Origin of the sequence: Paenibacillus sp. Y5S-9 (assembly GCF_036894235.1) — a bacterium.
Lineage (GTDB): Bacteria > Bacillota > Bacilli > Paenibacillales > Paenibacillaceae > Paenibacillus.
On sequence record NZ_CP145887.1, the window covers coordinates 1545648 to 1570967 of the forward strand.

The 25320-nt window shown below is 44.7% G+C and carries 21 protein-coding genes and 1 pseudogene; 16 read left to right on the top strand and 6 right to left on the bottom strand.

Annotated features, from left to right (window positions below):
- Positions 1–19: 19 nt before the first annotated feature.
- The 5 genes and pseudogenes from V6669_RS06775 (at position 20) to V6669_RS06795 (ending at position 3452) form a co-directional block, all read left to right on the top strand.
- A complete protein-coding gene (locus V6669_RS06775; RefSeq protein WP_338592059.1) occupies positions 20–1045 on the top strand; it encodes a DUF4062 domain-containing protein in 1026 nt (341 codons plus the stop codon).
- 89 nt (positions 1046–1134) lie between these two features.
- Positions 1135–1341, top strand: a pseudogene (locus V6669_RS06780) (TCP-1/cpn60 chaperonin family protein); the annotation flags it as partial.
- A gap of 170 nt (positions 1342–1511) precedes the next feature.
- Positions 1512–1748, top strand: coding sequence for a hypothetical protein (locus V6669_RS06785; protein WP_017690072.1), 237 nt, complete (start codon positions 1512–1514; stop codon positions 1746–1748).
- A 216-nt stretch (positions 1749–1964) separates the two neighbouring features.
- Positions 1965–3029 carry an NAD(P)/FAD-dependent oxidoreductase gene (locus tag V6669_RS06790; RefSeq protein WP_338592064.1) on the top strand — a complete coding sequence of 355 codons (1065 nt, stop codon included), beginning with the start codon at positions 1965–1967 and terminating at the stop codon, positions 3027–3029.
- A gap of 75 nt (positions 3030–3104) precedes the next feature.
- On the top strand, positions 3105–3452 hold the full coding sequence (locus V6669_RS06795; protein WP_338592066.1) for a hypothetical protein: 348 nt from the start codon (positions 3105–3107) through the stop codon (positions 3450–3452).
- Positions 3453–3730: 278 nt separating this feature from the next.
- On the opposite strand, the gene V6669_RS06800 is transcribed toward V6669_RS06795, so the two are convergent.
- From V6669_RS06800 to V6669_RS06810, 3 genes are all read right to left on the bottom strand, one after another.
- Positions 3731–4417 (bottom strand): hypothetical protein, encoded by a 687-nt coding sequence (locus V6669_RS06800; RefSeq protein WP_338592068.1) that lies wholly within the window; start codon positions 4415–4417, stop codon positions 3731–3733.
- Positions 4418–4583: 166 nt separating this feature from the next.
- Positions 4584–6011 carry a VanZ family protein gene (locus V6669_RS06805; protein WP_338592070.1) on the bottom strand — a complete coding sequence of 476 codons (1428 nt, stop codon included), beginning with the start codon at positions 6009–6011 and terminating at the stop codon, positions 4584–4586.
- A gap of 174 nt (positions 6012–6185) precedes the next feature.
- The gene (locus tag V6669_RS06810) at positions 6186–9305 is read right to left on the bottom strand and encodes a glycoside hydrolase family 2 TIM barrel-domain containing protein (protein ID WP_338592072.1); all 3120 of its coding nucleotides are present in this window, start codon (positions 9303–9305) and stop codon (positions 6186–6188) included.
- A gap of 105 nt (positions 9306–9410) precedes the next feature.
- Between V6669_RS06810 and V6669_RS06815 the strand changes: the two genes are divergently transcribed.
- Complete coding sequence (locus tag V6669_RS06815) at positions 9411–10265, top strand: AraC family transcriptional regulator (RefSeq protein WP_338592075.1); 855 nt, start codon at positions 9411–9413, stop codon at positions 10263–10265.
- 5 nt (positions 10266–10270) lie between these two features.
- On the opposite strand, the gene V6669_RS06820 is transcribed toward V6669_RS06815, so the two are convergent.
- Positions 10271–12325, bottom strand: a complete 2055-nt coding sequence (locus V6669_RS06820) for a helix-turn-helix domain-containing protein (protein WP_338592078.1) — start codon at positions 12323–12325, stop codon at positions 10271–10273.
- Between the two features lie 494 nt (positions 12326–12819).
- Between V6669_RS06820 and V6669_RS06825 the strand changes: the two genes are divergently transcribed.
- The 6 genes from V6669_RS06825 to V6669_RS06850 all read left to right on the top strand — a co-directional run bounded on the left by V6669_RS06825 (position 12820) and on the right by V6669_RS06850 (position 18112).
- The gene (locus V6669_RS06825) at positions 12820–14040 is read left to right on the top strand and encodes an amidohydrolase family protein (protein WP_338592080.1); all 1221 of its coding nucleotides are present in this window, start codon (positions 12820–12822) and stop codon (positions 14038–14040) included.
- 56 nt (positions 14041–14096) lie between these two features.
- On the top strand, positions 14097–15263 hold the full coding sequence (locus V6669_RS06830; RefSeq protein ID WP_338592082.1) for a hypothetical protein: 1167 nt from the start codon (positions 14097–14099) through the stop codon (positions 15261–15263).
- A 256-nt stretch (positions 15264–15519) separates the two neighbouring features.
- Positions 15520–16455, top strand: coding sequence for a helix-turn-helix domain-containing protein (locus V6669_RS06835; RefSeq protein WP_338592084.1), 936 nt, complete (start codon positions 15520–15522; stop codon positions 16453–16455).
- Positions 16456–16482: 27 nt separating this feature from the next.
- Positions 16483–16971 carry a DinB family protein gene (locus V6669_RS06840; protein ID WP_338592087.1) on the top strand — a complete coding sequence of 163 codons (489 nt, stop codon included), beginning with the start codon at positions 16483–16485 and terminating at the stop codon, positions 16969–16971.
- A 189-nt stretch (positions 16972–17160) separates the two neighbouring features.
- A complete protein-coding gene (locus tag V6669_RS06845; RefSeq protein ID WP_338592090.1) occupies positions 17161–17448 on the top strand; it encodes a hypothetical protein in 288 nt (95 codons plus the stop codon).
- Positions 17449–17590: 142 nt separating this feature from the next.
- Positions 17591–18112 (top strand): GNAT family N-acetyltransferase, encoded by a 522-nt coding sequence (locus tag V6669_RS06850; protein ID WP_338592092.1) that lies wholly within the window; start codon positions 17591–17593, stop codon positions 18110–18112.
- A 35-nt stretch (positions 18113–18147) separates the two neighbouring features.
- On the opposite strand, the gene V6669_RS06855 is transcribed toward V6669_RS06850, so the two are convergent.
- Entirely contained in the window at positions 18148–19392 is a 1245-nt protein-coding gene (locus tag V6669_RS06855) for a hypothetical protein (RefSeq protein WP_338592094.1), read from the bottom strand.
- An 18-nt stretch (positions 19393–19410) separates the two neighbouring features.
- A complete protein-coding gene (locus tag V6669_RS06860; RefSeq protein ID WP_338592096.1) occupies positions 19411–19761 on the bottom strand; it encodes a hypothetical protein in 351 nt (116 codons plus the stop codon).
- A gap of 438 nt (positions 19762–20199) precedes the next feature.
- On the opposite strand from V6669_RS06860, the gene rhaD reads away from it, so the two are divergent.
- From rhaD to V6669_RS06880, 4 genes are all read left to right on the top strand, one after another.
- Positions 20200–21051 (top strand): rhamnulose-1-phosphate aldolase, encoded by an 852-nt coding sequence (gene rhaD / locus V6669_RS06865; protein ID WP_338592098.1) that lies wholly within the window; start codon positions 20200–20202, stop codon positions 21049–21051.
- A gap of 324 nt (positions 21052–21375) precedes the next feature.
- Positions 21376–23193 carry an APC family permease gene (locus V6669_RS06870; RefSeq protein WP_338592100.1) on the top strand — a complete coding sequence of 606 codons (1818 nt, stop codon included), beginning with the start codon at positions 21376–21378 and terminating at the stop codon, positions 23191–23193.
- A gap of 344 nt (positions 23194–23537) precedes the next feature.
- On the top strand, positions 23538–24500 hold the full coding sequence (locus V6669_RS06875) for a sugar ABC transporter permease (RefSeq protein ID WP_047842000.1): 963 nt from the start codon (positions 23538–23540) through the stop codon (positions 24498–24500).
- A complete protein-coding gene (locus V6669_RS06880) occupies positions 24497–25318 on the top strand; it encodes a carbohydrate ABC transporter permease (protein ID WP_338592104.1) in 822 nt (273 codons plus the stop codon). Before V6669_RS06875 ends, V6669_RS06880 begins: the two co-directional genes overlap by 4 nt.
- The last annotated feature ends 2 nt before the right edge of the window (positions 25319–25320 follow it).

Consider the following 25320-nt stretch of genomic DNA (forward strand, 5'->3'; position numbering starts at 1 on the left):
CGCTAAGGAGATTGTTTGTATGGAAAAGAAGTTACAAGTATTTATATCTTCAACATATTTGGATTTGAAAGAGGAACGTCAAAAAGCAGTTGAAGCAGTGCTAAGGGCTCGTCATATTCCTGCGGGAATGGAATTATTCACAGCTGCTAGTAAAAGTCAGTGGGCAGTAATAGAAGGTTGGATTAAAGAATCTGACACTCTTATGCTTATTTTTGGAGGGAAATATGGGAGTGTAGAACCTGATAGTGGGAAGAGTTATACTCAACTAGAATACGAATTCGCATTGAAACACAATATTCCTGTATTTGCTATTATTTTAGACGATAAGTTTTTAGCGCGTAAGAAGTATGAGAACCACGAGCAAAAAATATATGAGAGCGAAGTTGACAAACCGCAAACTGAAAAGTATCAGGAATTTAGAGAATTAGTTTCGGAAAATCTGTATAAATCAGTGACAAATATTGACCAAATTTCTACAGAAGTAACACTCGTACTTAAGGAACTTATTGATAGAGATGAAACTGAATACAATTTTAAAGGTTGGGTCAGGGCGCAACAGATTGAAAAGGAGAACAATGTCTATACAATTAGTCCTAAGTTGCTTGAGAAGGACGAGAGTTTATTAGAAAAGGTTATCTTTAAAATTGAGAGTGGATCTTTTATCGAGAATATTGAAATTATAGACAATTATTGTGCTTATCAGTCAGAAGTAAGACAAGATATTGAAGACTTCATTATCTTTTCAGAAATACCTTCGAGCAGATTTTATACTGAAGGGCTACAAGAGCTATTTGAAGAATTGATTGAACAGTTAAAAACATACAACTTATTTTTGGTTACACATTTCTTTACTAGAAGAGGTGTGGGTTCAAGAGATGGCAGGAAATACCTTTATCCTGATTTAAATATAGATTTATCAAATGCCAGTCTAGAAGCAATGGAAAGGTATGACGGGTATTTGTCCAAATTAAATGCCTTGTCTAGAAAAACTATTTCCTGTATAAGAGAATTTGTTCATCAGTCAGGATTTAAACTATACCAATAATCGGAACGAGTAAGCCATTATAAAAGAAGTGGTCATTGTATATCAATTTAATATAGTAAGAGTGACAATTCAGCTTAACATTTCTGTAAGTAGGGGTAGGCTTCAACGCTGCAACTGGCGAGTGGGTTAACATGATCGAAGCTGGTATCGTTGACCCTGCGAAAGTAACTCGTTATGCATTGCAAAACGCTGCTTCCGTAGTGGCAATGTTCCTGACTACTGAAGCAGTTATTGCTGACAAACCAGAACCAGCAGGTGCTGGTGGCGGAATGCCTGACATGGGCGGCATGATGTAATAGAGGTGTAAAAAACCTTTGTAATGCCGATTAGATGAAAGGCTCTCGAGAGGGAGTCTTTTTTTATATAATTAGATTTGAAGCCCTGAGATTGAAACCTCGTTCCTATGGTTTCGTATGTACTGTGATACATAGAGAGCTTATCAGTAACGACTTGAGGAGGAAATGATTTGAGAAAGGGTACAAAGTGGACATTATGGATTCTGGGCTTGATGCTCGCTGCAATATTTATCAACTTTTTTATGAATCTATATAGCTTTGCTTATGCACTGATTACTGTGCTTATACTTGCCTTTATGGGGTGGGGTTTCTTAGCGAAATTAAAGAACGACGTTCGTCAGCATGAAGATTATCATAGAAGAGAGCATCAGTCTGCGAACGATGACATCGATAGATACACCAGGTAGAATTCAACCAACCTATCATACTTAGCACGTAGCATACATGAGAAGGTATAAGAAACTTGCACTGAAATGATTAAAAGGCTCCCGTGAGGGAGTCTTTTTAATGGCTGATCTTGTAAAAGGAAGTAGTGATGTTTTTCTATTGCTAAACAGATAGTTGTTAAGTAAAATAAACACATGAATAAGTACTCATATATTAATATGTAGACGATATTGGAGATGATACATATGTACGATGTATTGGTTATAGGAGCTGGGCAAGCAGGCTTGGCAGCAGGTTACTATCTTCAACAGTCGGGGTTAACCTTTTTAATCGTTGATGCTGCCTCATCTATCGGGGAATCTTGGCGTAAACGGTACGATTCCTTGCGTCTTTTTACCCCACGAATGTATGATGGGTTGCCGGGAATGCCGCTTAGTGGAAATGAAAATAGCCTGCCAAGCAAAGATGAAATTGCAGATTATTTTGAAAACTATGCTAAACAAATGGAGCTTCCAATAAAGTTAAACTGTAAAATCTCCCGTCTCTCGAAGCAAGATGAGGTGTACTATGCTGAAACCAATGATGGAACGATTGAAGCGCGCAATATTATCGTTGCCACGGGGCCTTTCCAGACCAAAAATGTTCCTCATTTTGCGAAAGCATTATCCGAGAATGTGGTTCAGCTTCACTCATCAGAATATAAAAATATCTCTCAATTGATCCCTGGAACAACAGTAGTTGTGGGCGGAGGAAATTCAGGTGCCCAAATCGCCGTAGAGTTAACATCAGATGATAAACAAACCGTATACATATCTATAGCTCGAGCTATTACCTTTAGGCCTTTGCATATCATGAAACGAAGTATATTCTGGTATTTTGAAAAGCTCGGCGTATTACGTGCAAGTGCAGATCGTATGGTTGGAAAATGGTTGCGAAATCAGCCAGAGTACGTCTATGGTTACGAGTTAAAAGAGTTGATGATCCAAGGGAAAGTTAACATGCGCCCACGTGCTATTAATGCAATAGATGACCGCATCCTATATGAGGATGGTAGTGAGACAACAATAGACAATATTATCTGGGCGACTGGGTTTAAGCGAAATGATAGTTGGATCGATATCAATACTGCTTTTGATGCCCAAGGTGTAATTATACACGAGAGAGGCGTATCACCGGTTGCTGGACTGTACTTTGTAGGGTTACCTTGGCAAACATGTCGGGGTTCAGCACTGTTGGGATGGGTTAAATACGATGCTCAGAAGATCGTTAGTCATGTGATTCAAAGGAAAGACACATTGTAGTAGAGCAGATGCTCGGCATGATTAGCAAATATCATAACTCACATTTTTGGGTATATTCCTAAAAGGAGGGGTTTTATGAAATTATTTAAAATGCCAATCATTCTTTGTACTATATTACTTTTATCTATTGTCTCAGCTTGTGGTGCGGATGATAGGCTACATGGAAAAAGCGATAACTGGGATGTGTCTCTTCAGAGGTCAACAGGGATCTATAGTATCATCTACATCGGTGATGAAAAGCGTATAAAAGATTTTGTGTTTGACCTTACCGGCAATAATATAAAACAACAGGGGAAAGCGCTTGAGGAACAAGGGGTACCGTTCAGTATGTCGGGAACGGCTACTGAGGCGGAGAAAACGAAAGACCCGATTACCTTTAAAATGAGTTGGAACAATCAAAGCGAGACTGTAACTTTTGAGTGAATCTCGCATTCGGGAGGTGTTCATCATTGGTTTGGTGGCAACTATTAATTGCGTGGATATGCATTATTTGTTTGATGATCACGTTCAAAGACAGGATCAGTAAATGGATATTGTACCCCGTATCGCTTTTTTGTATCGTAGTTACTTTGATATTAGGAATCTTTAAACTCTAAAAAGAGGAGATTACAAGTAAATTACTCAATCATTTCTATAGTACACAGTACATATCACACCTTAGGCCGTTCCTTCATGGAGCGGCCTTTTTGCACAATCGCATCTTATTTCGCAACAGTTATTTCAAAAGTAGAGTGATCATGATCTTGAATGTTGAAGCGATATTCCAATCCATTTCGAACTGTCGCTCCATTAAAATCAGACTGATTCACATCACGACCCAATAGACCGATATCCTGGATGACATCTTGTGCATCGTTATACGTGTACTCGCTGTTGGTTGTGAGAATGAGTGTAGCGATAGCGGTCAAAAAAATTCCACCCATTGGTTCGCTCGTATCACCAGTTCCATATAACTTGATTTCCTGTACGCTCTCATCCGCATTCAATACACCACCCAAACGCAATTCGTCATTAAATACATACTCGAAAGCACCACTGCCTTGCTCCGAAGAGTCTTGTATATCCAAGCGGGTAATACTCAAACCATTCAGTCGGTATTTGCCCACGGCACCATTAAACTTGTTTTGGAATTCATCGGTAGTCATATGAAGACCAGAAAGTTCGATCTGAGATGAAGGGGGCTGATCTTCTCCAGACTGAGAAGAGTTCGAAGATAAAGTCAGCATGCCATACAACCCAATTGAAGCAATGGCAAAACAGGCCGTTGTAAAAAAAATGTATTTGATCGGCAACCTATTACCTTTGCGCATAGATAAGATCATCAGAACAAGAAATCCCAAGAAAGCAATGAAACCAAGAATGAAGAGAGCGGTAAACAGATATTGCAAATTCTCACCTCGTAATCAAAATAATTTCATCGTTCGAGCACCTCATTTATTATAATGTTCTCATGAAAAACTTCAAACTCTACTACGTACCACTCACCAAAAAAAAGCCAATGTTTGTCAAGCATTTCAGGATGGTATGCTTCATCAAGGCAGGCAGAAGCTGAAATCAATTCATTACTGCTGGGATCAAGGCATCCCAATGCTCTCCATTGATCTCTCCTTCAAATCGATAAACTGGCTGATAATAACCTTTCGAATCATAGGTGTAAGTCAGTTCATACTTGTTCACATGTAGTTTGTACCCTTTTTTTAAGTTGTTATAGATCGAAAAGTTTCCCTTGGGAATTTCTTCGTATGCCTCAGCCGGACTGATAATATCAACCACTCGCACATAAATATTTTTATTCATAGAGTACAATAAATTCTGAGGAATCATAGGTTCTGCTGATGGGACAATCATAATTAGTCCGGTATCATAATCGCTGTCACCCTTCGCGATATCTGTAACTGTTTTTTCGATATCCCATCGAACCGTGTCTCCATTTTGCGTGCTGAATATCGCTTTCTTAGGCAATAAGTCATTCTGAGTCAACCAACGGCCATACTCTTGTCCTTGTTTGATTAAATCTTCCGGCTCTACAGGAGTGCTTGCTTCGATATTAGATGCCAGCCACCATGTGCCTGTACTGACGTCATAATTAAAGGTATATTCTGTTCCCGTATTGTCAAGAAAAGTCCAAATTCGGTTGTATCCATCAATAGATATGCTACCTTTCTGATGTAATTCAAAATAATCCTTCATTAGAGAGGCAACTCGCTTGGCATATTCCAGGTTGTGAATTTCACTACTGCGATAAAGAGACACTTTCTCGGCCTCATCCGGTAACCTTGTGTTAAGCGTGATTTCGACTTGATTCATATTTTGAGAAATAGCTGGACGTATGGAGAGATTACCAAGTTCTTTCTTGTGATAAATGATAAAAGCACTAGAAAAAAGCATCGTAAAAACTAGTGGGATGCAGAGTGCCTTCCATAGTGACCTTAAGGTGATCTTTCTTTGCTCAACACTGTCGAGGATCGCTCTCATCAACAAATATCCTGCCATACTACCTAGTGTATTATGTAGAATATCATCAAGTTCAAATATTCCCCTGCCGGTGCTCATTTGTAAAATTTCTATACCCAACGTTACCAACAGCGATATGAGTAGCACGCGCTTAACGTGACGCGTTTTCATTCCGATATGCGGAAGTATGAAACCGAATGGTGCGAACATCAACATGTTAAAAATGATGAGCTGGAATTCGCTCAAGGACCATTGATTCCATGCGTTTATATAGCCACTGAATAGCTCTAAATTGATCCAACCCTCATAATTAGCTCCTCTGCTAAGTGTGGTTAAAGTCATGACAATGACAAACCAACCCAAGAGCAAAAATGACGCTATAAATTGCCTGCGGGTTATGCTTCGTTTACCCCCTCTTTTTTTGTATGCAATATATACGGAATAAGTAATACCGATTACAACAACTCCCGCAGCCAATGCAATAGCTAAGATAGGCAATATTCTGCCTATAATCTGTATTAGATCCATTTGTAACCCCTCCATTTATTTTATATTCATTGTCAGCATCTTGTTGGTTTAAAGTATAATCAATGTTAGTTGTAACTCCTATGTATCTATCTTTCACGAATCTTTCAATAATGTAAGATCGTATGAATACAAAAAAAGCACTGCCGGCATATAGCCAGCAGTGCTTGCTTGATGTTATACAGGTTTTACCGTAAAGGTGAAATGATATGCGCGGTTGGCTGGCAAGGTGTACTCAGCGTGGGTACGTGCGCCCCAGCTGTCATCTCCGCCAACACCCATTTGTTTGTAATTGATGCGGGCGACAGTCTGTGTGCTCTGAGGTAATTTGTACACATGGTCGTTTGCTTCCAGTTCCTCCGGTGTCCACGGCAACGCATTGATTTCAAATGGTATGGTGGCTTCTACATGCAGGCCACTTTGACCATCCGTTGACGTTATTTCAGCGAAGCGTACATCCGTTTTGTTACCACACTCTTGTGGTTTCAGATATGGAACAAATTGATCTCGAACCGCACCTGTGTAATAGCCGAGACGTGCACTGGTTAGACGGTCTGCATAATTGTCATGCGGGCCTCTGCCGTACCAAGAGATTGTATCCAAGCTGTTATTCAGTTGCAGCAACATGCCGAATTCCGGAAGATCGGGTAGGCCCTCGCCTGGAATAAGAGTTTGACTGATTTCCAATACACCATCCGGATCGATTCGGTACGTAATAGACAGCGTACATCCCGGATGTTGATCCCACGTATAATCGGTCGTCACGAGAATGCCTTGCTCGTCTGCATTGTGCTCGAAGCGAATTAATCTGTTGGTAGCGTGAGCATCTCTCCAGAAGGCAGAACGCTCATTCAGGCGGTTCCCCATATCATTGTCTGTCATGGCTCTCCAGAAATTCGGCCGGACAGGTGCGAGCAATTGCTCCTGATTATTGATCTGATAGGACGTGAGCGTGCCAGTAGCTGGATTGAAGCTCAACGTGACTTGGCCTGTAGCCACTTTCAATTCATCCTGCAGATCCTGTACCTGCGTTTCATTGTCTTGTCCTTGACGCATCGGTTGGATTGGACGCAATCGCGGAGATACCACGAATTGATCCCAGGCAATCTCATGACCTACTCCTGCCCATTTGGTTGCGACTTTCGTAACCAGAGATACAGTCAGCACCGCTTCGTGGAACAGATCGGACGATGGCGTATATGGGATGCGGACTTCAACCGATTCGCCAGGAGGTACCGCGATATCCAGCGTACCGTTCTCTACAGATACACCATCGTGTGTTACTGTCCATACGAGCGAATATTCACTCAGATCCGTGAACAGGAACTGGTTTTTGATGCGCAGCAGGCCATCTTTTACATCAACGGTTTCCATACGAACGTTCTGATAACATTTCTTCACTTCTTCCAGCTTCGGTGTAACCGTCTTATCTGCCAGAATGAGTCCGTTCCCGCAGAAATTGCCATCATGAGGGGATTCACCGAAATCTCCGCCATAAGCGAAATATTCTACACCGTCTGCCGTAGTGGTACGAATGGACTGATCGACCCAGTCCCAGATGAATGCACCCTGCAACACATCATATTTATCGAACAAATCCCAATACAGATGCAGACCTCCACAGGAGTTACCCATGGCATGGCTGTATTCGCAGATAATATAAGGTTTCTTCGGACCCTTCATGCGAGCATAATTCTCTACATCTTGTGGGCTGATATACATTGTCGATTCAATGTCACTTGCCGAATCAGAAGGGCGATAATGGAAGGTGCCTTCATAATGAACGAGACGGGTTGGATCGACCTGTTTCAGATAATCGTACATGGCGATGAAGTTATCGCCGCCGAAGGATTCATTACCCAGAGACCAGATAATAACGGACGGATGGTTTTTGTCCCGCTGGAACATCGAGTTACAGCGATCGATTACGTTATTACGCCATTCGGGCTTGCTCGCGGGAATATTGTTCTCGTTCATTTCCTTTTGCCCATATTCCCAGGTACCGTGAGTTTCCAGATTCGTTTCGTCAATGACATAGAGGCCATATTCATCACACAGTTCGTACCAGAGTGACTGATTCGGATAATGGGATGTGCGCACGGCGTTAACGTTATAGGACTTCATCAACTCGATGTCACGGATCATGTCTTCCCGCCCAATGGCTCGACCCTTATCCGGGGAAAATTCATGACGATTGACGCCTTTAAACACAATGCGTTTGCCATTGATTTGCATCAGGCCGTCCTTCAGTTCAAACTTGCGGAATCCGATCCGGCTGCGAACAGCCTCAAACGTTTCGCCCGATTCATTCTGAATGGATAGTACAAGTGTATATAGATGAGGGGTCTCGGCGCTCCATAGAAGCGGTTGAATAACCTCTGCTGACAAATTAAATGAAAGTTCATCCTCACCTTGGAAAGTAACGGCCGCAGTAAGTGGTTGCTTCAGCACAGTCTGTTGCTGTGCATCATAGAGCTGTGCCTGAACGGACAATCCGTCAGTATTCTGCGCAGCATTATGATTAAATAACTTCAGGTCCAGCAGTAGCTCCGCATCCTGATAGGCGTCATCCAGTTCAGTACGAACAAAGAAATCCGCGATCTGAACCGGTGAAGGTGAATGCAAATATACACCACGGAAGATGCCGCTTAACCGCCAAAAATCCTGATTCTCCAACCAGCTCGCATCACACCAGCGATATACCTCCACAGCGAGCTTGTTCTCACCTTCCGTTAGATACGAAGTGATATCGAATTCTGCGGGTGTGAACGTGTCTTCACTATAACCGACCAGCTCTCCGTTCACCCATACATAAAAGGCAGATTCAACGCCCTCAAAGTGCAGCAAGACAGGACGGTCTTTCCAGTCAGCAGGAACAGTAAACGTGCGGATGTACGAACCCACCGGATTATAAGTTGTTGGTGCAAATGGTGGCTTCAATTCAGGCTCACGCTCGACCCACGGATACGTCATATTTGTATAGTGGGGATAATCGTAACCTTGCAGCTGCCAGTTGGAAGGAACGGCGATCTCGTCCCAGTCACTGGCATCATAATTGTTTTCATAAAAGGATGTAATCCGTTGTTCTGGAGTCTCCGCAAAGGCAAACTTCCATTGACCATTCAGTGATTCGTACCATGGCGATGCGCTGGAATCATTGGACAATGCTTCTGTTATAGATGGAAACGCTACCATAGACGCATGTGCGGGTAGACGGTTTACTTGAAAAGTCTCGGGATTGTTGTTCCATTCCGGGTATCCATTTGCCGGAGGGGTGTGTACCAGTTTCTTTCGCATAACAGCAACTCCTTCTGAAATGTTATAATATTGTCATTATAGAATTGAATGATGACTTAGAGAATAAAGAATATTGCCCATATATATCACAATATGAAACTAACGATGAAGAAAGTGGTGTACTGGATGGATACCCGGATTTTTTTTGGTAAAACAGAAGAAGCTGCTCGCCTGCCGATCTATATGACCACGGTTGGTTACTGGGAACACCAATATGAAACCGAGCGTCCAGAGGGATTCCCGGATTATCAGATCCACCAGATTATTCATGGTCAGGGGAGACTGATTATACAAGAAGACGAGTATATCGTTGGACCGGGTGACGTTTTCTTTCTGTATCCCGATGTCCCGCATCAATATATGCCCATCAGTGACCGTTGGGAACTGGCGTGGGTCTCGTTTCAGGGGAGAGAAGCCAGCCAGTTATTATCTTATGCGGGGATAACCGGTTCACGCGTATGCAGACTCAGGACAGCAACGCTGCTGCGTGGCTTGGAGCAACTTCTGGTTAGAGGAGAGAATGGGGATACTACGGATTACGCAGATTACGATGTGGAATGCTCCAAACAATTATATGCCCTGCTGCTGGATCTGAAGCCACTACTTATCGCATCCGCCAATTATAATGATGAACTGGAGCGCTTGAAGCCTGTGCTGCGTTATATCGCAGAGCATCTGGATCGTTCGCTTTCGCTGAAAGAACTGGCCGATGTGGCTGTGGTATCTCCCCAATATTTGTGCAGGCTGTTTCAGAGGGCACTCCATACCAGACCTGTATTTTACGTGAACCAGGAACGGATCAATCGAAGCAAACAACTCATGTTCAGTGAGAGAGAGCTTCGAATATATGAAGTTGCTGATCGGGTGGGTTACGAGAATGCCAGTTATTTCTGTGCGATGTTCAAAAGGCATACAGGCATGAGTCCAGAGCGTTTTCGCAAACTGCACGGACTGAATTGATGGAATTACAATTTTAGTGCGCCACTTGCGGTAGGAGCAACAGAGTACACTTCACTTAAATGACATGCAAGATACACTTTCATCCAACCCTCGGAATCGTTCAGATCAATACCTAGAATCTCCTCTATTTTGCGCAGGCGCAGATACAGCGTATTGGTATGAATATGCAAACGTTCTGCTGTGGCTTGCACAGATCGATTCGCAGCAATATAGGTTTTGAGTGTGAGTTCAAGCTCTCCTGATTTTTGCTGTTGAAGAGGGGACAGAATTTCATGAATGTAATTCTCGATATCGGAAGGTTCCTGATTCAGAAACAGCCGATTGATCCCGATTTCTTCGTAGAGCATCACACCAGCTTTGTTTTGTTTCAGCAAAAAGGACAACGAGCGTGTAGCCTCATCATTGCTTTTGGACACATACTCAAGTCCTTGATAAAGTCCACCGATACCGATGGATAGGGCAGGAGTTTTGGAGGTGGTCCATTTCTCCACAGCCGTTTCCAGCCTGCTGATGATCCAGTGTCTGACCTTGGGCTCGGATGCAGCAGCCAAAATCGTAATTTTGTGATGTGCACTGAACAATAGATTTTCACGGGTGCCTAGTTCCTTTTCGATAAAGCCAATCAACTTGCGCACCCAAATTTCAGTTGTTTTCATATCAGGATGTTCCCCATAGAGCTGCAATTGTGCGACGAACAAGGACTGATGGGCTGGCAACTGAAAGCTGGAAAGTCGTGCCTCCAACTGCTGTGGTTCTCTATATTGCACGAGATCGCTGAAAAAATCATGGTTTTTCCGATAGGACATCTCGGTGAGTGAGTAGGTATTCACCATCTCCAGCATTACAATAGCTCCGCCTTGTTCCAAAATCACATGATCCAACTGGCCTAACGGATGATCTAACTGGATGGCAAAACAGCCCAGCACCAGAGATCCATTCACAATGGGATACAGGTAATAATCGCTATGATCATTTCCACCGGATAAGGTGATAGGGTTAAACTGACTGTCTAGAGCGGTATAAATATCGAGCTCACTTAGCAAGACACTTTCCGGGAGGAGCGGGTACCAGTCATTTCTCGCCATATCCACATAATAGGTGGGAAGCTTCAGCATCGATCCAACCGTCTCAATGATATGACCGAGGCTCACATGTTCAATGGAAAGTGCCGTGAATTGATTATGGATTTCATTGCGGCTAACGAGATATCTATTCGTTTCCAGCAGTTCTGAATACATGGTGGCGTTGGAGATGGCAATGGCTGCCTGATCCGCAAACCCCTGCATTACATTCAGATCATGCGGGGCAAATCGTCTGTTTTGTTCAAATTGGTATACCAGCATCACCCCGATTTTGTGGGTGTTCATGGTCACGGGAACGGCGATAAGTCCTTTAGCCATAATACCGTCTGGCAGTGAACTTACAATGATATTCGCATTCTCCTGACTGACATTGCCCATATCCTTAAAGGCATCATCCGGTGTGCTATACATTCGGCCAATGCCTTCCTCGTATACCTTTCCCGTAATGCCCTCATCCAGCTCGCCCTGATATTGATACACACTATCCTGAAAACCGACCTTGGCTCTAGGAATCATCTTGCCAGAGTCCGGATCAACCATCATGAACAGTCCGCAGGAAAGAGAGGGGATGACATGCAGCGCATTCTCCATGATTTTGAGTAACAAGTCGTTCAGCTCCAGGGAACAGGTTAGCTCTCGCAGCCCGGTCAACCATCGATCATTGTGCGCACGTTCCATCTCAATCTGCTGCTTCAGCAGTCCTTCCCGAATCAAAGACTCCAGACGTTCACTCTGTAGCAGAGTAAGCTGCTTCTGGGTATCGATAACCACACGAATGTTGATATTGGACAAAAAAATGAATGTATACCTGAGAGTCTTCCAGGAGGACTCGAGCTGTTCATAATCTGTATATTCAGGTACCTCTCCTTCACGCAGCCAGTTATTCCACTGGAAATCGTATTCATCCTTGATCCAGATTCCGTACGGAGCAGCTCCAAAGACCTGAACCATAAATGAGCGAACCGCTTCATGAATCATAGCAAACGTACCCCTTTTGTGTTCACATGGCAAAATGCTTTCATATATAACATGATCTTCACTATGCTGTGTGATTTATATTTTGTATTGTGTATATCACCATAATTAATATTAAAATGCTGTTGCTATCAACAATGACATTATACATTTGCAACTTATATAATGTCATTAACTTTAACACGATACAATTTCATTGTAGTACAACAGTAGAGCTGTAAATCGAACATGTACACGTAATATTTAAGTTCAACTTAACTTTTTACACGAGAACGGAGAGGACAGAAATAACGTGAAGAAGCAAAGCGTTCGCCTAAAAGCTTTCGCAAGAAAGCTACTTCGGAAGCATAGGCTATCCCCGGATTTTCCCATTGGAGAAGGGAATCAAAAAAATCTGGGGATAACAGCGATCGGAAGGTTATTCTGTCATCGGAGTGGGAGTGTGAATATTCTTTAGTTGAACTTACAACCAAGTCTGAAAATGAGGTGGAGTACAGATGAGTCAAATTACTGCTTTTGTAGGTGCATTGTTGATTGATGGACAAGGTGGAGAGCCTGTTTCCGATAGTGTGGTCCTGGTTGAGAACGGGAAATTCATAGCAGCGGGTGCGAAAGTAACCGTTCCAATTCCGGAAAATGCCGAGCTTGTTGATGTAAAAGGCAAAACGGTGATGCCAGGATTAATCGATGCCCATGTCCATGTACACGGGGCCAAAAATCTGAATATGGCTGCGGTGGCGCTGGAAGCCAATGAACTCCAGATGGGGAGAGCACTTCAGGATCTGCCGAAGCTGATCAACGCAGGATTTACAACCGTCAGGGATGTCGGTAGCCATGTTGCTGTATACATTCGCGATCTGATCAAGGAAGGTGTGGTGAAGGGGCCGCGGATTAAAACTTCCCGTCATATGCTCTCTCAGACGGGTGGACATGCAGATATCCATATGATTCCAACGGAACTGAATATCTTCACCGTGTGTGACGGCGTTCCCGAAGTCATTAAGGCAACACGCACGCAGTTCCGTGAAGGGGCGGATTTTATTAAAGTGTGTTCCACAGGCGGGGTACTTTCGGAGAAAGATGACCCTCGTTGGTCGCAATTCCGCATGGATGAGCTGAAGGCGATCGTGTATGAAGCGGAAGCGGTACAGTCTTATGTGGCTGCACATGCGCAAGGTGCACAGGGGATCAAAAATGCGTTGGAAGCGGGCGTACGCACCATTGAACACGGGATCTACATTGATGAAGAAGGCATTGGCATGATGCTGGATCAAAAGGCGGTTCTGGTTCCAACGCTAGCCATTGTACATCGGATCATCAAAGAAGGGCATAAATACGGTGTTCCCGAATTTGGCATCCGCAAAGCCAAAAGTGTATATCAGGAGCATATTGAGAACATGATTATCGCGCGTAAGGCAGGCGTAACCATTGCAGTAGGGACAGATTTCTGCACGTGTGCACCTGTTGAGCATGGCGGGAATGCACTCGAACTGCGATTGCTTGTTGAAGATGTTGGATTTACGCCGATGGAAGCGATCGTAGCCGCAACAAGAGATGCGGCGAGAGCGATGCAGATGGAAGCGGAGATCGGTACGATTGAACCTGGCAAAGCTGCTGATCTGCTGGTACTGAATGTGAATCCGTTGACGGATATTGGACTGCTCGAACACACAGAGAATATCGAACAGGTCTATTTATCAGGTGAACGCTTGAAATAAGAAAGATGGTTCCACGTGTACTGAACTGACAACATAGAGAATGGGGAGAAGCCACCATGTTTAGTCAACCGATATATATCGCTACAGTATTACTTGTTATTTTAGCTATAGGGGAACTGGTTTCGATCTGGTCCAAAGCGCGAATTCCGTCCTTGCTTGTTATTCTGATCGGATATTTGCTGCTGAACTGGGCGGGTTTATTTCCCAAAGGAGTGGTCTCCAGCTCTGCTTTGACTGCGTTCGGGGCTCTCATGGTGGCTCCGCTGATTGTACACATGGGGACATTAATACCGCTGAAATTAATACGGTCCCAATATAAAGCAATACTGATCTCACTGTTCGCATCACTCACGGCGACAGGTCTGATCCTGTTGATCGTATCACCGATCTATGGTTATCCTACAGCTGTTGCCGGATCAAGTCCGGTTGTTGGTGGCATTATCTCTTATCTGATCACAACCACGAAGTTGCAGGAGATGAACTTGGGTCATCTGATTACAATTCCGGCTGTCATTCTGGGTATTCATTCCCTCGTGGGGATGCCGATTGCAACCAATATGTTGCGCAGATATGCGTTAAAACTGCAGAAGCAGGGCGCATTTGAAAACAAGGTTGCTGGGGAAGGCCATGTGAACATTAAAGAAGCGAATGCCAAAACATTCCTTCCACAGCGATTCCAAACCGCACCTATCCTGCTGTTGCTCTTGTTCATTATGGGCAGTCTATCCATTTATCTGGGCAATATAACCGGACTTAGCTACAGTATCTGGGCTCTGTTGCTTGGAGTTCTAGGACATCTGATCGGACTGTTCCCATCTCGTATTCTGGATAAAGCAAGTACATCGGGAATTGCCATGATAGGTCTGATCGTAGTCGTTATGACAAGTATGGAGTCGATCACTTTCGATGCGGTGGTTAGTTCCATTATTCCAGTGTTGTTCATTATCGCAATCGGTGTAATTGGGGTGTTGATCGGTGGATTTGTTGGCTCCAAGCTGTTCAAATGGGACCCGCTCAAAGGTCTGCCTGTGGCACTGACTGCACTATTCGGTTTTCCGGGGGACTACATTATCTGTGAGGAAGTAAGTCGTTCAGTTGGACGTGATGAAAATGAACGCAAAGCCATCCTCGATGAGATTTTAACGCCGATGCTGGTAGGAGGATTCACAACGGTCACAACGGCATCCGTGTTAATTGCGTCCATATTGATCAAGACACTTTAAGAGGTTGTTCAAAAACGGTCTTTTTGAACACGCACTATAAGAAAAATTGATGTTCTTTTCATCCCAATTTCAGTTTCCATTAAGGTTGGGAAGGTAAGATAAGTCTTGTAAACCCCTTCTCGTGTTAAATAGATGTGTGACTGGCCCTATCGGATTGTCCTCCGGTAGGGCACTTTTTTTCTTCATTTCTTCGGTTGGTGGTATGATAGATGAATACATAATGTGTAACCAACTCTAGTGATCGGAGGATGGAATTGTGGATCACAGCCTGCACCCGTTGTTTAAGCCTATTCAGATAAATGGAACGTACCCTAACAGTTATTATGTTGAGAAAATACCTGCTGCCGGCTTGATGGCTTATGTGGCCTGTTATTGGGAATCAGGATCTCTTCCGAACACGCATGCAGATGTTGCTAATAAAGAAGGTCCAGAGCGATCGATGACGACGGCACCTGCCCGGGTATTGCCGGATGGTTGCACGGACATGCTGATTACATACGACCCAGTCTGTTCAGAGCACTCCTATGCTTACTGTGGCAATTATACACAGCCATTCGCTGTACCTGAGCCAGCCGATGATGGTCCCCCTGCTGGAGACTACACCTTTGGTGTCCGGTTCTTCCCGGGTGGAGCGCATGTCTTCCATGGCATGCCTCTGGAGTGGTTTACGGATAAGCGAATTGCCCTTCAGGAATGTTGGCCGGAGAAGCTGAACGAGCTTAAGGAACGGATGGCCGAAACGAATAGTTTTGCAGAGCGAGTAGAGGTTATGAATGCGTACTTGAGTCCGTTTCCCGTGCAGGCAAGCACATCGGAGAACAATTTGATGAAAAACGTGCTGCACCGCATCTTTATAGATGGGGGACGTATGAGTGTCCAAGAGCTGGCGATGCGTGAAGTGATCAGTGAGAGGCAGTTGCATCGCAAGTTCTCGGAATGGGTAGGAATCAGCCCCAAGCGATTCAGTGAGGTGGTTCGTTTTCATCGTGTGTTGAGTGATATTCATCAGGGGAACACGGCAGATTGGGCAATGCTTGCCCAGAATCATGGATTTTTTGACCAAGCCCATCTAATTCGGCAATTTCGCAAGTTTTATGGAGAGACTCCGTTGACGGCAGCCAGGGAGCACGGCAGAATGTTGTCCGATTTGTACAATAGATCTGCAGCACCTTCGGTTATACTGAAGTCGTGAGAATAAAAGATAAGGGAGACATCATATATGAATGGAACATTGCAGATTCGGGATCACTTGTTAAATGAATTGAAAACAGGCGTACGGACGGGGGCTTCGTTAATTCGCTTGATCCGTTCGGAGGATTGGTCGTATCGTCCACAGGAGAATATGCGTTCATTGGCGGAGCTAGTGCATCACTTTATCCAGATCACAGCATCGGATCTTGCCATTATGCAGGAGAAAGGTGAAGCTGAGGTTGGGCTGGTAGAGAATAGCCTGTCGGGGACCCAGGATATCGAGAAGCTTGAAGCAACGTTATGGAGCAATTTCGAATCCTACAAAGCCTATATTACGGGATTGAGCGAAGACGACTTTTTGAATCGTTCAACAAAAGCTTTTTATATGGAACATGGTCACTTGCAGGTTCAATGGCAGATTGAAACGGTAACACATGTATTCCATCACCGTTCGCAGCTGTATAACTATCTCAAGCAGCAGGGCCATGAACTGAACTTTTTCATGCTGTATGCGTAATTAAACCTGTAATATTAAAGTAAGCTTAGTTGGCTTCACCGGATGGTCCGGTGGGGCTTTTTTTGCGTACATTCGTCTATCAATCTATGAAGTCTATCAAAATTGGACATTATGACGCTGGTAATTCACCGTTGCTTTAATAGATTTCAAGCATAGAATACCGTATCAAAGCAAAAGGAGGTGATTTCAATGGCCATCCTTTTACCGATACAAAATTATAACCTTCCTGCCGGTGCGGGCAAGTCCTACTACGAAAACCTGGCTGGAGGCACAAATGCCAGTGCTACAGTGAACAACGCTGGACCTTTTCCGGTATCTCTCGTGATCACACGTGTTAATGCACCAGTAGTCACTTACGTTGTTCCTGTAAACAGCAGCCTTACCATTTCTGCAGGTGGAGTTCTGGTTTTTGCCTTGTTAGCAAACGTTGGAGGCGCAGCTTCCGGAACAATTCAATTCGCCGTAGCAGATTTGTAATTGATGTGAACTGGATTGGAATGGCCTCTGTCGGACATCTTGTCGGCAGGGGTCTTCTTTTTTTGTTTATCCTGACGGTCATTCGATTAATTTAAGGTATAGGCGGCACGCAGATTGGTGTTGGCATACAGGAGGTTAGTGGATGATGAACAGAACAATCTTATTTGAAACGGAACGGTTGGAATGTGCGACTTGGAATGAAGGAGATCGTGCGCTGGCGTTTGCATTGTGGGGCGATCACGAGGTTGCCAAATGGATTAGCAGCAAGGGGTTCCTGAGCGAAGATGAAGTAGAAGCGAGATTAACACAGGAGATTCAAAGGCAGAAGGAAGCGGGTGTGCAATATTGGCCCCTTTTTGAGAAAGAGTCGGATGTGTTTGTCGGTTGCTGTGGCCTGCGTCCGTATTCTTCAGAAGAGGATATGTATGAATTGGGATTTCATCTAACCCGGGATCACTGGGGCAAAGGGTATGCGCAGGAAGCGGCACGGGCGGTAATTGGTTATGCCTTTGACAAAATGAACGTGAAGGCACTGTTTGCCGGGCATCATCCGGATAATGAAGTGTCACGTCACATCTTGATCAAGCTGGGATTTGAGTATACAGGTGATGAACGTTATGAACCGACAGGAAAGATGCATCCATCGTATGTGCTGCGAAAATAAGAAACCCCCGACCAGTGAAGGACAGGGATTACATGTTAGGCGATACTGAATAATACGGTTTTGGTTCCCACAAGTATAGATCCGCTGTTAACAAAATAATAGTTGGAGGCGGCATCCAGCGTTAAAGGTCCTGTCCAGGTGATCGTAGCAAACTGACTACTGAATATGCCTGTTGGAGGCACGTCACTTAAGGCGAGTGTGACGGTCACATTGCCACTGATCGTGGAATTGGTAATGTGGGAGTATCCTCTGACGTTAATGGTACTGTCTGAAGCACTATCTACCATCCGTTGAATATTCAAACCGTTATGAATCATCGTGTTGATTCGACTGTGATACAGGTACGTATTCAGATTACCCATATGACCCGATTGTACAATATTTCCTACGACTCTGGCATTGAGCAGTTGAAATTCAATAGTCGTGAACGGGTCACCAACAGCTACATTCTGAAAAGTGACGTCACCGCTTATAATGGCGCCGTCCGTGTAGTTGGTATGCGTACTGACGGACGTGCCGTCATTAAACGTTCCTATAACCGTAACAGGACGAGCATCAAATGCAGGTCCTTGAACCAGATAGACATCTTCTGCAGCCTGGCTTGTCTGGATCGTGACATTGCGGGGAATGGAAGAAGCGAAGTTGGCCAGATCCGAATTTCCGAGTTGCCAGGGGCCAAGTCCCAAAATTTGCACATGTCTTGCGGGAGGAATAACAATGTCTTCATTGAAGGATGAATTGCCGGCAATTAGAATAATCAACCGGGCTCTCATACCAAAAGTAACCGCAAGTGGACTATTCGTGGCTGCGTCGATAGCCGCCTGTAGGGAGTTGAATGGATCAAAGGGTGATCCGGTACCCGGTCCAGGAGCACTGGAATCCGCCCAGTAAATTGTCTGTCCCCACTCGAAGTCGGGAGTGCCACCTTCAGCACCCAGCAACTCAGAAGTCACCAGTCGATGGGCAGCGACCAATTGTCCTGTGGCATTTTTGCCCCACATGGAAACGTCGGTTAAGCTCTCCGCCAAGCCACTGGTAGTGAAAATAAATTCGAAGCCATCCAAGTTTGCAAAATAACTCTTGGTGAAGACTTCATTGGGCGCAAGCGAGATAGATTCCAGTACATACAAGGTCCGGCTTCCGTTCAGCGCATATCCTTCGATAAGAACATTTGAGGCGTTGATTGGATCTTCGTTATCTATTTTGACAGTAACCGATTGGGTAAGTCTTGATCCGGATACCAGATTGTTCTCAATGGGTCCGGATGAGATTGTGGCCATCTTTGTTTCCCCCTTTTTTTATAGAGCTAGTTCATTTGAAACAATGCGGTGTGCGGTGACGATTTGCCCGGTGCTGTCTTTTCCCCACACCGAAATTTCAGTCAATGCGGCTGCGTCTCCACTCGTTGTGAATACATATTCGTATCCATCCAGGTTGGCAAAGTAGGTTTGAGAGAAAACTTGCCCGGGGGTCAAATTAACGGATTGCAGCACATATAAGGTCCTCGTTCCATTCAGGAAATAACCTTCAATGAGTACATTGGACGTATTGATGGAATCGGTGTTGACCATTTTGATGGTGACTTGTTGTGTAGGCCTGCTGCCACCGGAGAGATTGTTCTCGATCGGGCCTGTAGAAAGGACTGCCATAGGTTCATCTCCTTTTTTATGAATGTCTTTTCCTGAGAAAAGCTAGAATAGCATATGTTAGAATTGGCAAAAGCGTTTGGACAGAGAGATAGATGTACTGACTGAAAAGAAGGCACTCAAATTTCTGTCCAGAGGGGATATATGTTTTCATGTTTTTTTTATTTCGCTTTCAGCTTCTATTAAGGTAGAAGAGGTATGATAGGTCTTGTAAACCCCTTCTCGTGTTAAATAGATGTGTGACTGACCCCGCCGGACGCCGGTGGGGTATTTTTTTTGTTTTATTTTCAAATAAACAAAACTAAACAAAAATAAATAAAAGTTTATTTCTGTGTTTTTTATTGACTATCAAAGATAAACAAAGGTATAATGAATGTGAAATAAAGAACTTACTATGTACGTGGCAAGCCATATGATTTTCAATATAAGGAGAGATTGATCATGAACGTGACCCTTACCAATGAAACAACGCAGGTTGCAGGTTTCCATATTCCATTTGTCCGTGAGATGGCTGAGATTACACAACATATGTGGAAAAATGGCTGGGATGAGCGCAATGGTGGTAATGTCAGCTATCTGCTGGAGGAAGAGGAAGTAGCCCAATATATCGATATCCATCATGTGATTCGCAAGATCAAACCGGCATTTTCGGTGCAAGAGCTAGCAGGCAAGTATTTTATTGTGACGGCATCGGGCAAATATTTTAAAAATGTACTCGCTGATCCCGAGAGCAACCTGGGGTTGCTACGTGTATCGCAAGATGGTCAGGAGCTGGAAGTGCTCTGGGGATTGAAGTCGGGGGCAAACCCAACAAGTGAGTTGCCTACACATTTCATGAGCCATATTGAACGTTTGAAGCTGGACCCCAACCACCGGGTTGTCATGCACAACCATGCCACTCATGTATTGGCCATGACGTTTATCCACGAATTGGATGAAGCAAAATTCACCAAGACCCTCTGGCAGATGTGCACGGAGTGTGTGGTTGTATTCCCGGATGGAATTGGCATTATTCCATGGATGATTCCTGGATCGAACGAGATTGGCCGCGAAACGGCTGAGAAAATGAAAGAATACCACGCGGTCATCTGGCCGCAACATGGTATCTTTGGAACAGGCACAACGATTGACGAAGCTTTTGGTCTGATTGAGACCATCGAGAAGGCAGCCCAAGTGTATATGCTGGTTGCTGGTCACGAGATCCGGCAGAGAATTACGGACGAACAGCTGACCACACTGGCACAAGCGTTTGGTGTTACTCCTCGTCCAGGCATTCTGGACGTGAAGGTGTAACGAATTAATCCGAGGTTAACAACAATTGAAAGGTTGATCTGACGCGTAGTGATTCTGATTGAGAATATTGATTCGTTATATACAGGAAGTGGTCTTTGGTTCACTGAACCAAAGGCCATTTTCTGTTTTTCGGCTAACAAACGTCGTTTTGGTTCAAAATAGTTCAAAATACTAAACAAGAATGGCTTTGTTATCGATTATTGAATCGTAGAATGCATTATCACGCGCTGGCGAAATTCGGGTGAAATGACGTATTGTCAACGGCTCTGCGATTTTGCATAATAACAATGCTTCACAGATGAGAGATGGAAGGAAGTTATGATCATGCTTGGCAAAATGAAGAGAATCTTAATAGGCAAGCCAATGAAATCGGCTCAACTGGATGGAGAAAAATTGGGGAAATGGAAGGCACTCGCCATCCTGTCCTCGGATGCCCTATCGTCCGTTGCCTACGGTACGGAACAGATTTTGCTGGTGCTCGTTGCGGCCGGATTCGCCGCCCTGTGGTACTCCGTTCCGATTTCCATCGCCGTGCTGGGATTACTCGTCATTTTAATTTTTTCCTATCGCCAGACGATATTTGCTTATCCAACAGGGGGCGGCGCTTATATCGTAGCCAAGGATAACCTGGGTACAACATCCAGTCTGATTGCCGGAGGATCTCTGCTGGTCGATTATATTTTGACCGTTGCGGTAAGTTCGTCCGCAGGGACGGATGCGATTACGTCGGCTTTTCCTATGCTGCATGATTACAGTGTTGTGATTGCACTGATTATGATTGTTTTTCTAACCATTATGAATTTGCGGGGAGTGACGGAGTCAGCGTCTGTGCTCGCGATCCCCATCTATCTGTTTATTTTTTCGATTGCAATTCTGATTATCTCGGGCGGAATCAAATTTCTTGCCGGGGGGATGGAAGCAGCTGCACCTGAATTCGGAACAAGTCTATCCCATGTAAGTATGTTTCTGTTATTAAAAGCATTCAGCTCCGGATGTTCTGCGTTGACTGGTGTGGAAGCGGTAAGTAACGCGATCCCGAACTTCAAGCAGCCTGCCGAGAAAAATGCCGCGGGTACATTACTGCTTATGGGTTGTATATTGGGAGCCATGTTCATCGGCATCACCTTACTGGCTTATGGCTACGGAGTGAAGCCTGATCCCAAAGCAACGGTCATTTCCCAGATTGCTGAAGCGACATTTGGCAGGGGCACGATGTATTTTATCATCCAGGGTGTAACAGCTCTGATCCTGTTCCTGGCAGCCAACACAGCATATTCGGCTTTTCCGCTGTTATCCTTCATGATGGCTAAGGATAAATACATGCCGCATGCATTTATGGTCAGAGGAGACCGCCTTGGGTTCTCGAACGGGATCATTTTCCTCAGTGTGATGTCTGCGCTGCTGGTAGTTGGATTCAAAGGAAATACGGAAAGTCTGATTCCGCTCTATGCGGTAGGGGTGTTCATTCCATTTACCCTGTCACAGCTCGGTATGATGATTCGCTGGATCAAAGTCAAGCCTTCTGGCTGGCAGATGAAGTTGCTGGTCAATACGGTCGGTATGTTGACTACATTATCGATTACCCTGATCTTTATTTTCACCAAGTTCACGCAGACATGGGTCATCTTTATCTTTTTGCCGGTCGTTGTTTATGTGTTCATGCGTATTCACCGTCACTATTGCAACATTGCCGATGAGCTGCGGATTGATATTCAGGTCGATAAGCCAGCCAAAAAAGGCAATACGATAGTCATTCCTGTTGCGGGCATTACCCGAGTTGTCATGAATACGATCAGTTACGCCCAGACGATGTCGGATCACGTGGTCGCGCTGTACATTGGATTCGATGATGAGGCCATACGCAAGATGGAGCAGAAGTGGGAAGAGTGGAATCCAGGTGTTCGTCTGGTCGTGATCAAATCGAGATACCGTAGCATTATGGGGCCGCTGAAGAAATTCATTGATACCGTAGAGTGGAAAACGGCCGAGACCGATCACATCACCATATTAATCCCGCAATTCATCACCAAGCACTGGTGGCAAAATGTACTGCATAACCAGACCAGCTTCATGATCCGGGCCTATCTGATCAATTACAAAGACGTGATTGTCACCACTGTGCCATATCATCTTAATCGTTAATTCGAACGGTTAATCGCTTCACCTCGTGTGGAAGATTTACAGATTATTGTAAACTGAGTCATGTTCTTTAACAGGCAAACGTTCATATTCCATTTACACATCGAACCGCAGGGATATCTCCAAAAAGGGGAGTTCTTGCGGTTTTTTTGTCATGAGATAAGGTCTGGATACCGCTCTCGAATGGATGCACATTTGCGTAAACTCCCTTGTCCATGATTAACGTTACGTTGATTCAGAATGAATTTTGCTGTGACATTCGACTCTTACACTAGATAACGTGGTGCTGAAGTTGATGTAACATTTCACACACACTGAATGCGTGAAACAAGGGGGAAGAAAATCCGATGAGTGAGCTTGATAACCGGATCAGCTTGCCCGCCGCCAAACGGCGCGTATCCGGTACGAGTGCGCGCCGGACAGCCTCGCTGCGTGTGCAGCGAATGCGGGAGAATCTGCTGGCCTATGGTTTCCTGGCACCATCGCTGCTTTTGTTTGCAGTGTTTCTGTTTTACCCGATGTTTAAGTCCGTGTATCTCAGTCTGCATTCCACAGATCCGACGGGGCAGATTGCGGCTTATGTAGGACTGGATAACTTCAAGGCGGTGTTTCAATCAGGACTGTTTATGCAAGGGATGAAAGTGACGTTACTATTTGTCCTGTTTACAGTACCCACAGGTATGCTGGCTGCTCTGATTCTAGCTGCACTGACTCACAATAGGTTCAAGGGAATGCGTGTGTTCCAATTTGTGTTCTCTCTGCCCGTGGTGTTATCCGTCGGCTCGTCAGCGGTCATCTGGAAGTTTCTATTCCATCCGACCCTGGGCATGCTGAATTATCTGCTTGGCAAAGTAGGCATCGACCCAATTCCCTGGCTTACCAGCCCGGATTGGGCATTGATCTCGATCTCCATCATGACGATCTGGATGAATCTTGGATTCAACTACATTATTCTATCCAGTGGTTTGGCAGGCATCCCGGATGAGATCTACGAGAGTGCCAAGATTGACGGCGCAGGACCATTGCTGACATTTCGCAAAATCTCGATGCCACTACTGTCACCCACGTTATTTTTTGTTACGGTCGTATCGATCATTGGTGCTTTTCAATCGTTCGGTCAAATCAACATTCTAACCCGGGGTGGTCCGATGGACAGTACAAATGTTTTTGTATATTCCATCTATCAGGAAGCCTTTGTTAATTTCCGCTTTGGTACAGGTAGTGCACAGGCACTGATCCTGTTCGTGGTGATTATGCTGCTGACCCTGATCCAGTTCAAATGGGTAGAAAGGAAAGTGCATTACCAATGAGTGCAACATGGACCAAAACGCTGTTGTATGGATTACTGACGATCTGTGCAGCGCTTGTGCTGTATCCGGTGATGTACACCTTTTTCATGGCTGTGATGACACCGGAAGATGCGAGCGCTTATCCGCCGCTTATCATTCCAAATTCTATCGATCTGTCCAACTTTAGCGAAGTATTTGATATTGTTCCGATTGGTCGATTTATCGGCAATACCTTCCTTGTTGCAGGACTGACGACACTTGGTCAATTGATTACAGCGAGTATGGCAGCCTATGCTTTTGCGAAAATGCAATTCAAAGGCAAAAACGTCATCTTCAGCATGTTTGTCGCAACGATGATGATTCCATGGGAAGTGACGATGATCCCCAACTACCTGACAGTTCGCAGTTGGGGTTGGCTTGATAGTTATCAAGGGCTTATGGTGCCGTTTCTGGCAACGGCGTTTGGTACATTCCTGCTAAGACAGTTCTTCATGCAGCTACCCAAGGAATTGTTCGAGGCGGCGAGAATCGACGGTTGTGGTCATATTCGCTATTTCATATCGCATGTCTTGCCTTTGTCCCGTCCGGCACTTGGAACACTGGCAATCTATTCATTCTTAAGCATGTACAATTCGTATCTCTGGCCGCTGCTGGTGACAAACACACCGGAAATGAGAACCGCTCAGATCGGGATCTCGATGCTGGAGTTCCAGGAATCCACAGCGTGGAATCTGGTATTTGCCGGAACAGCGATGGTCATTCTACCATCCTTACTGTTATTGATCTTCGGGTTGAAACAGCTTGTACGCGGAATGGCCGCAGGCGCACTGAAGGGGTAAGA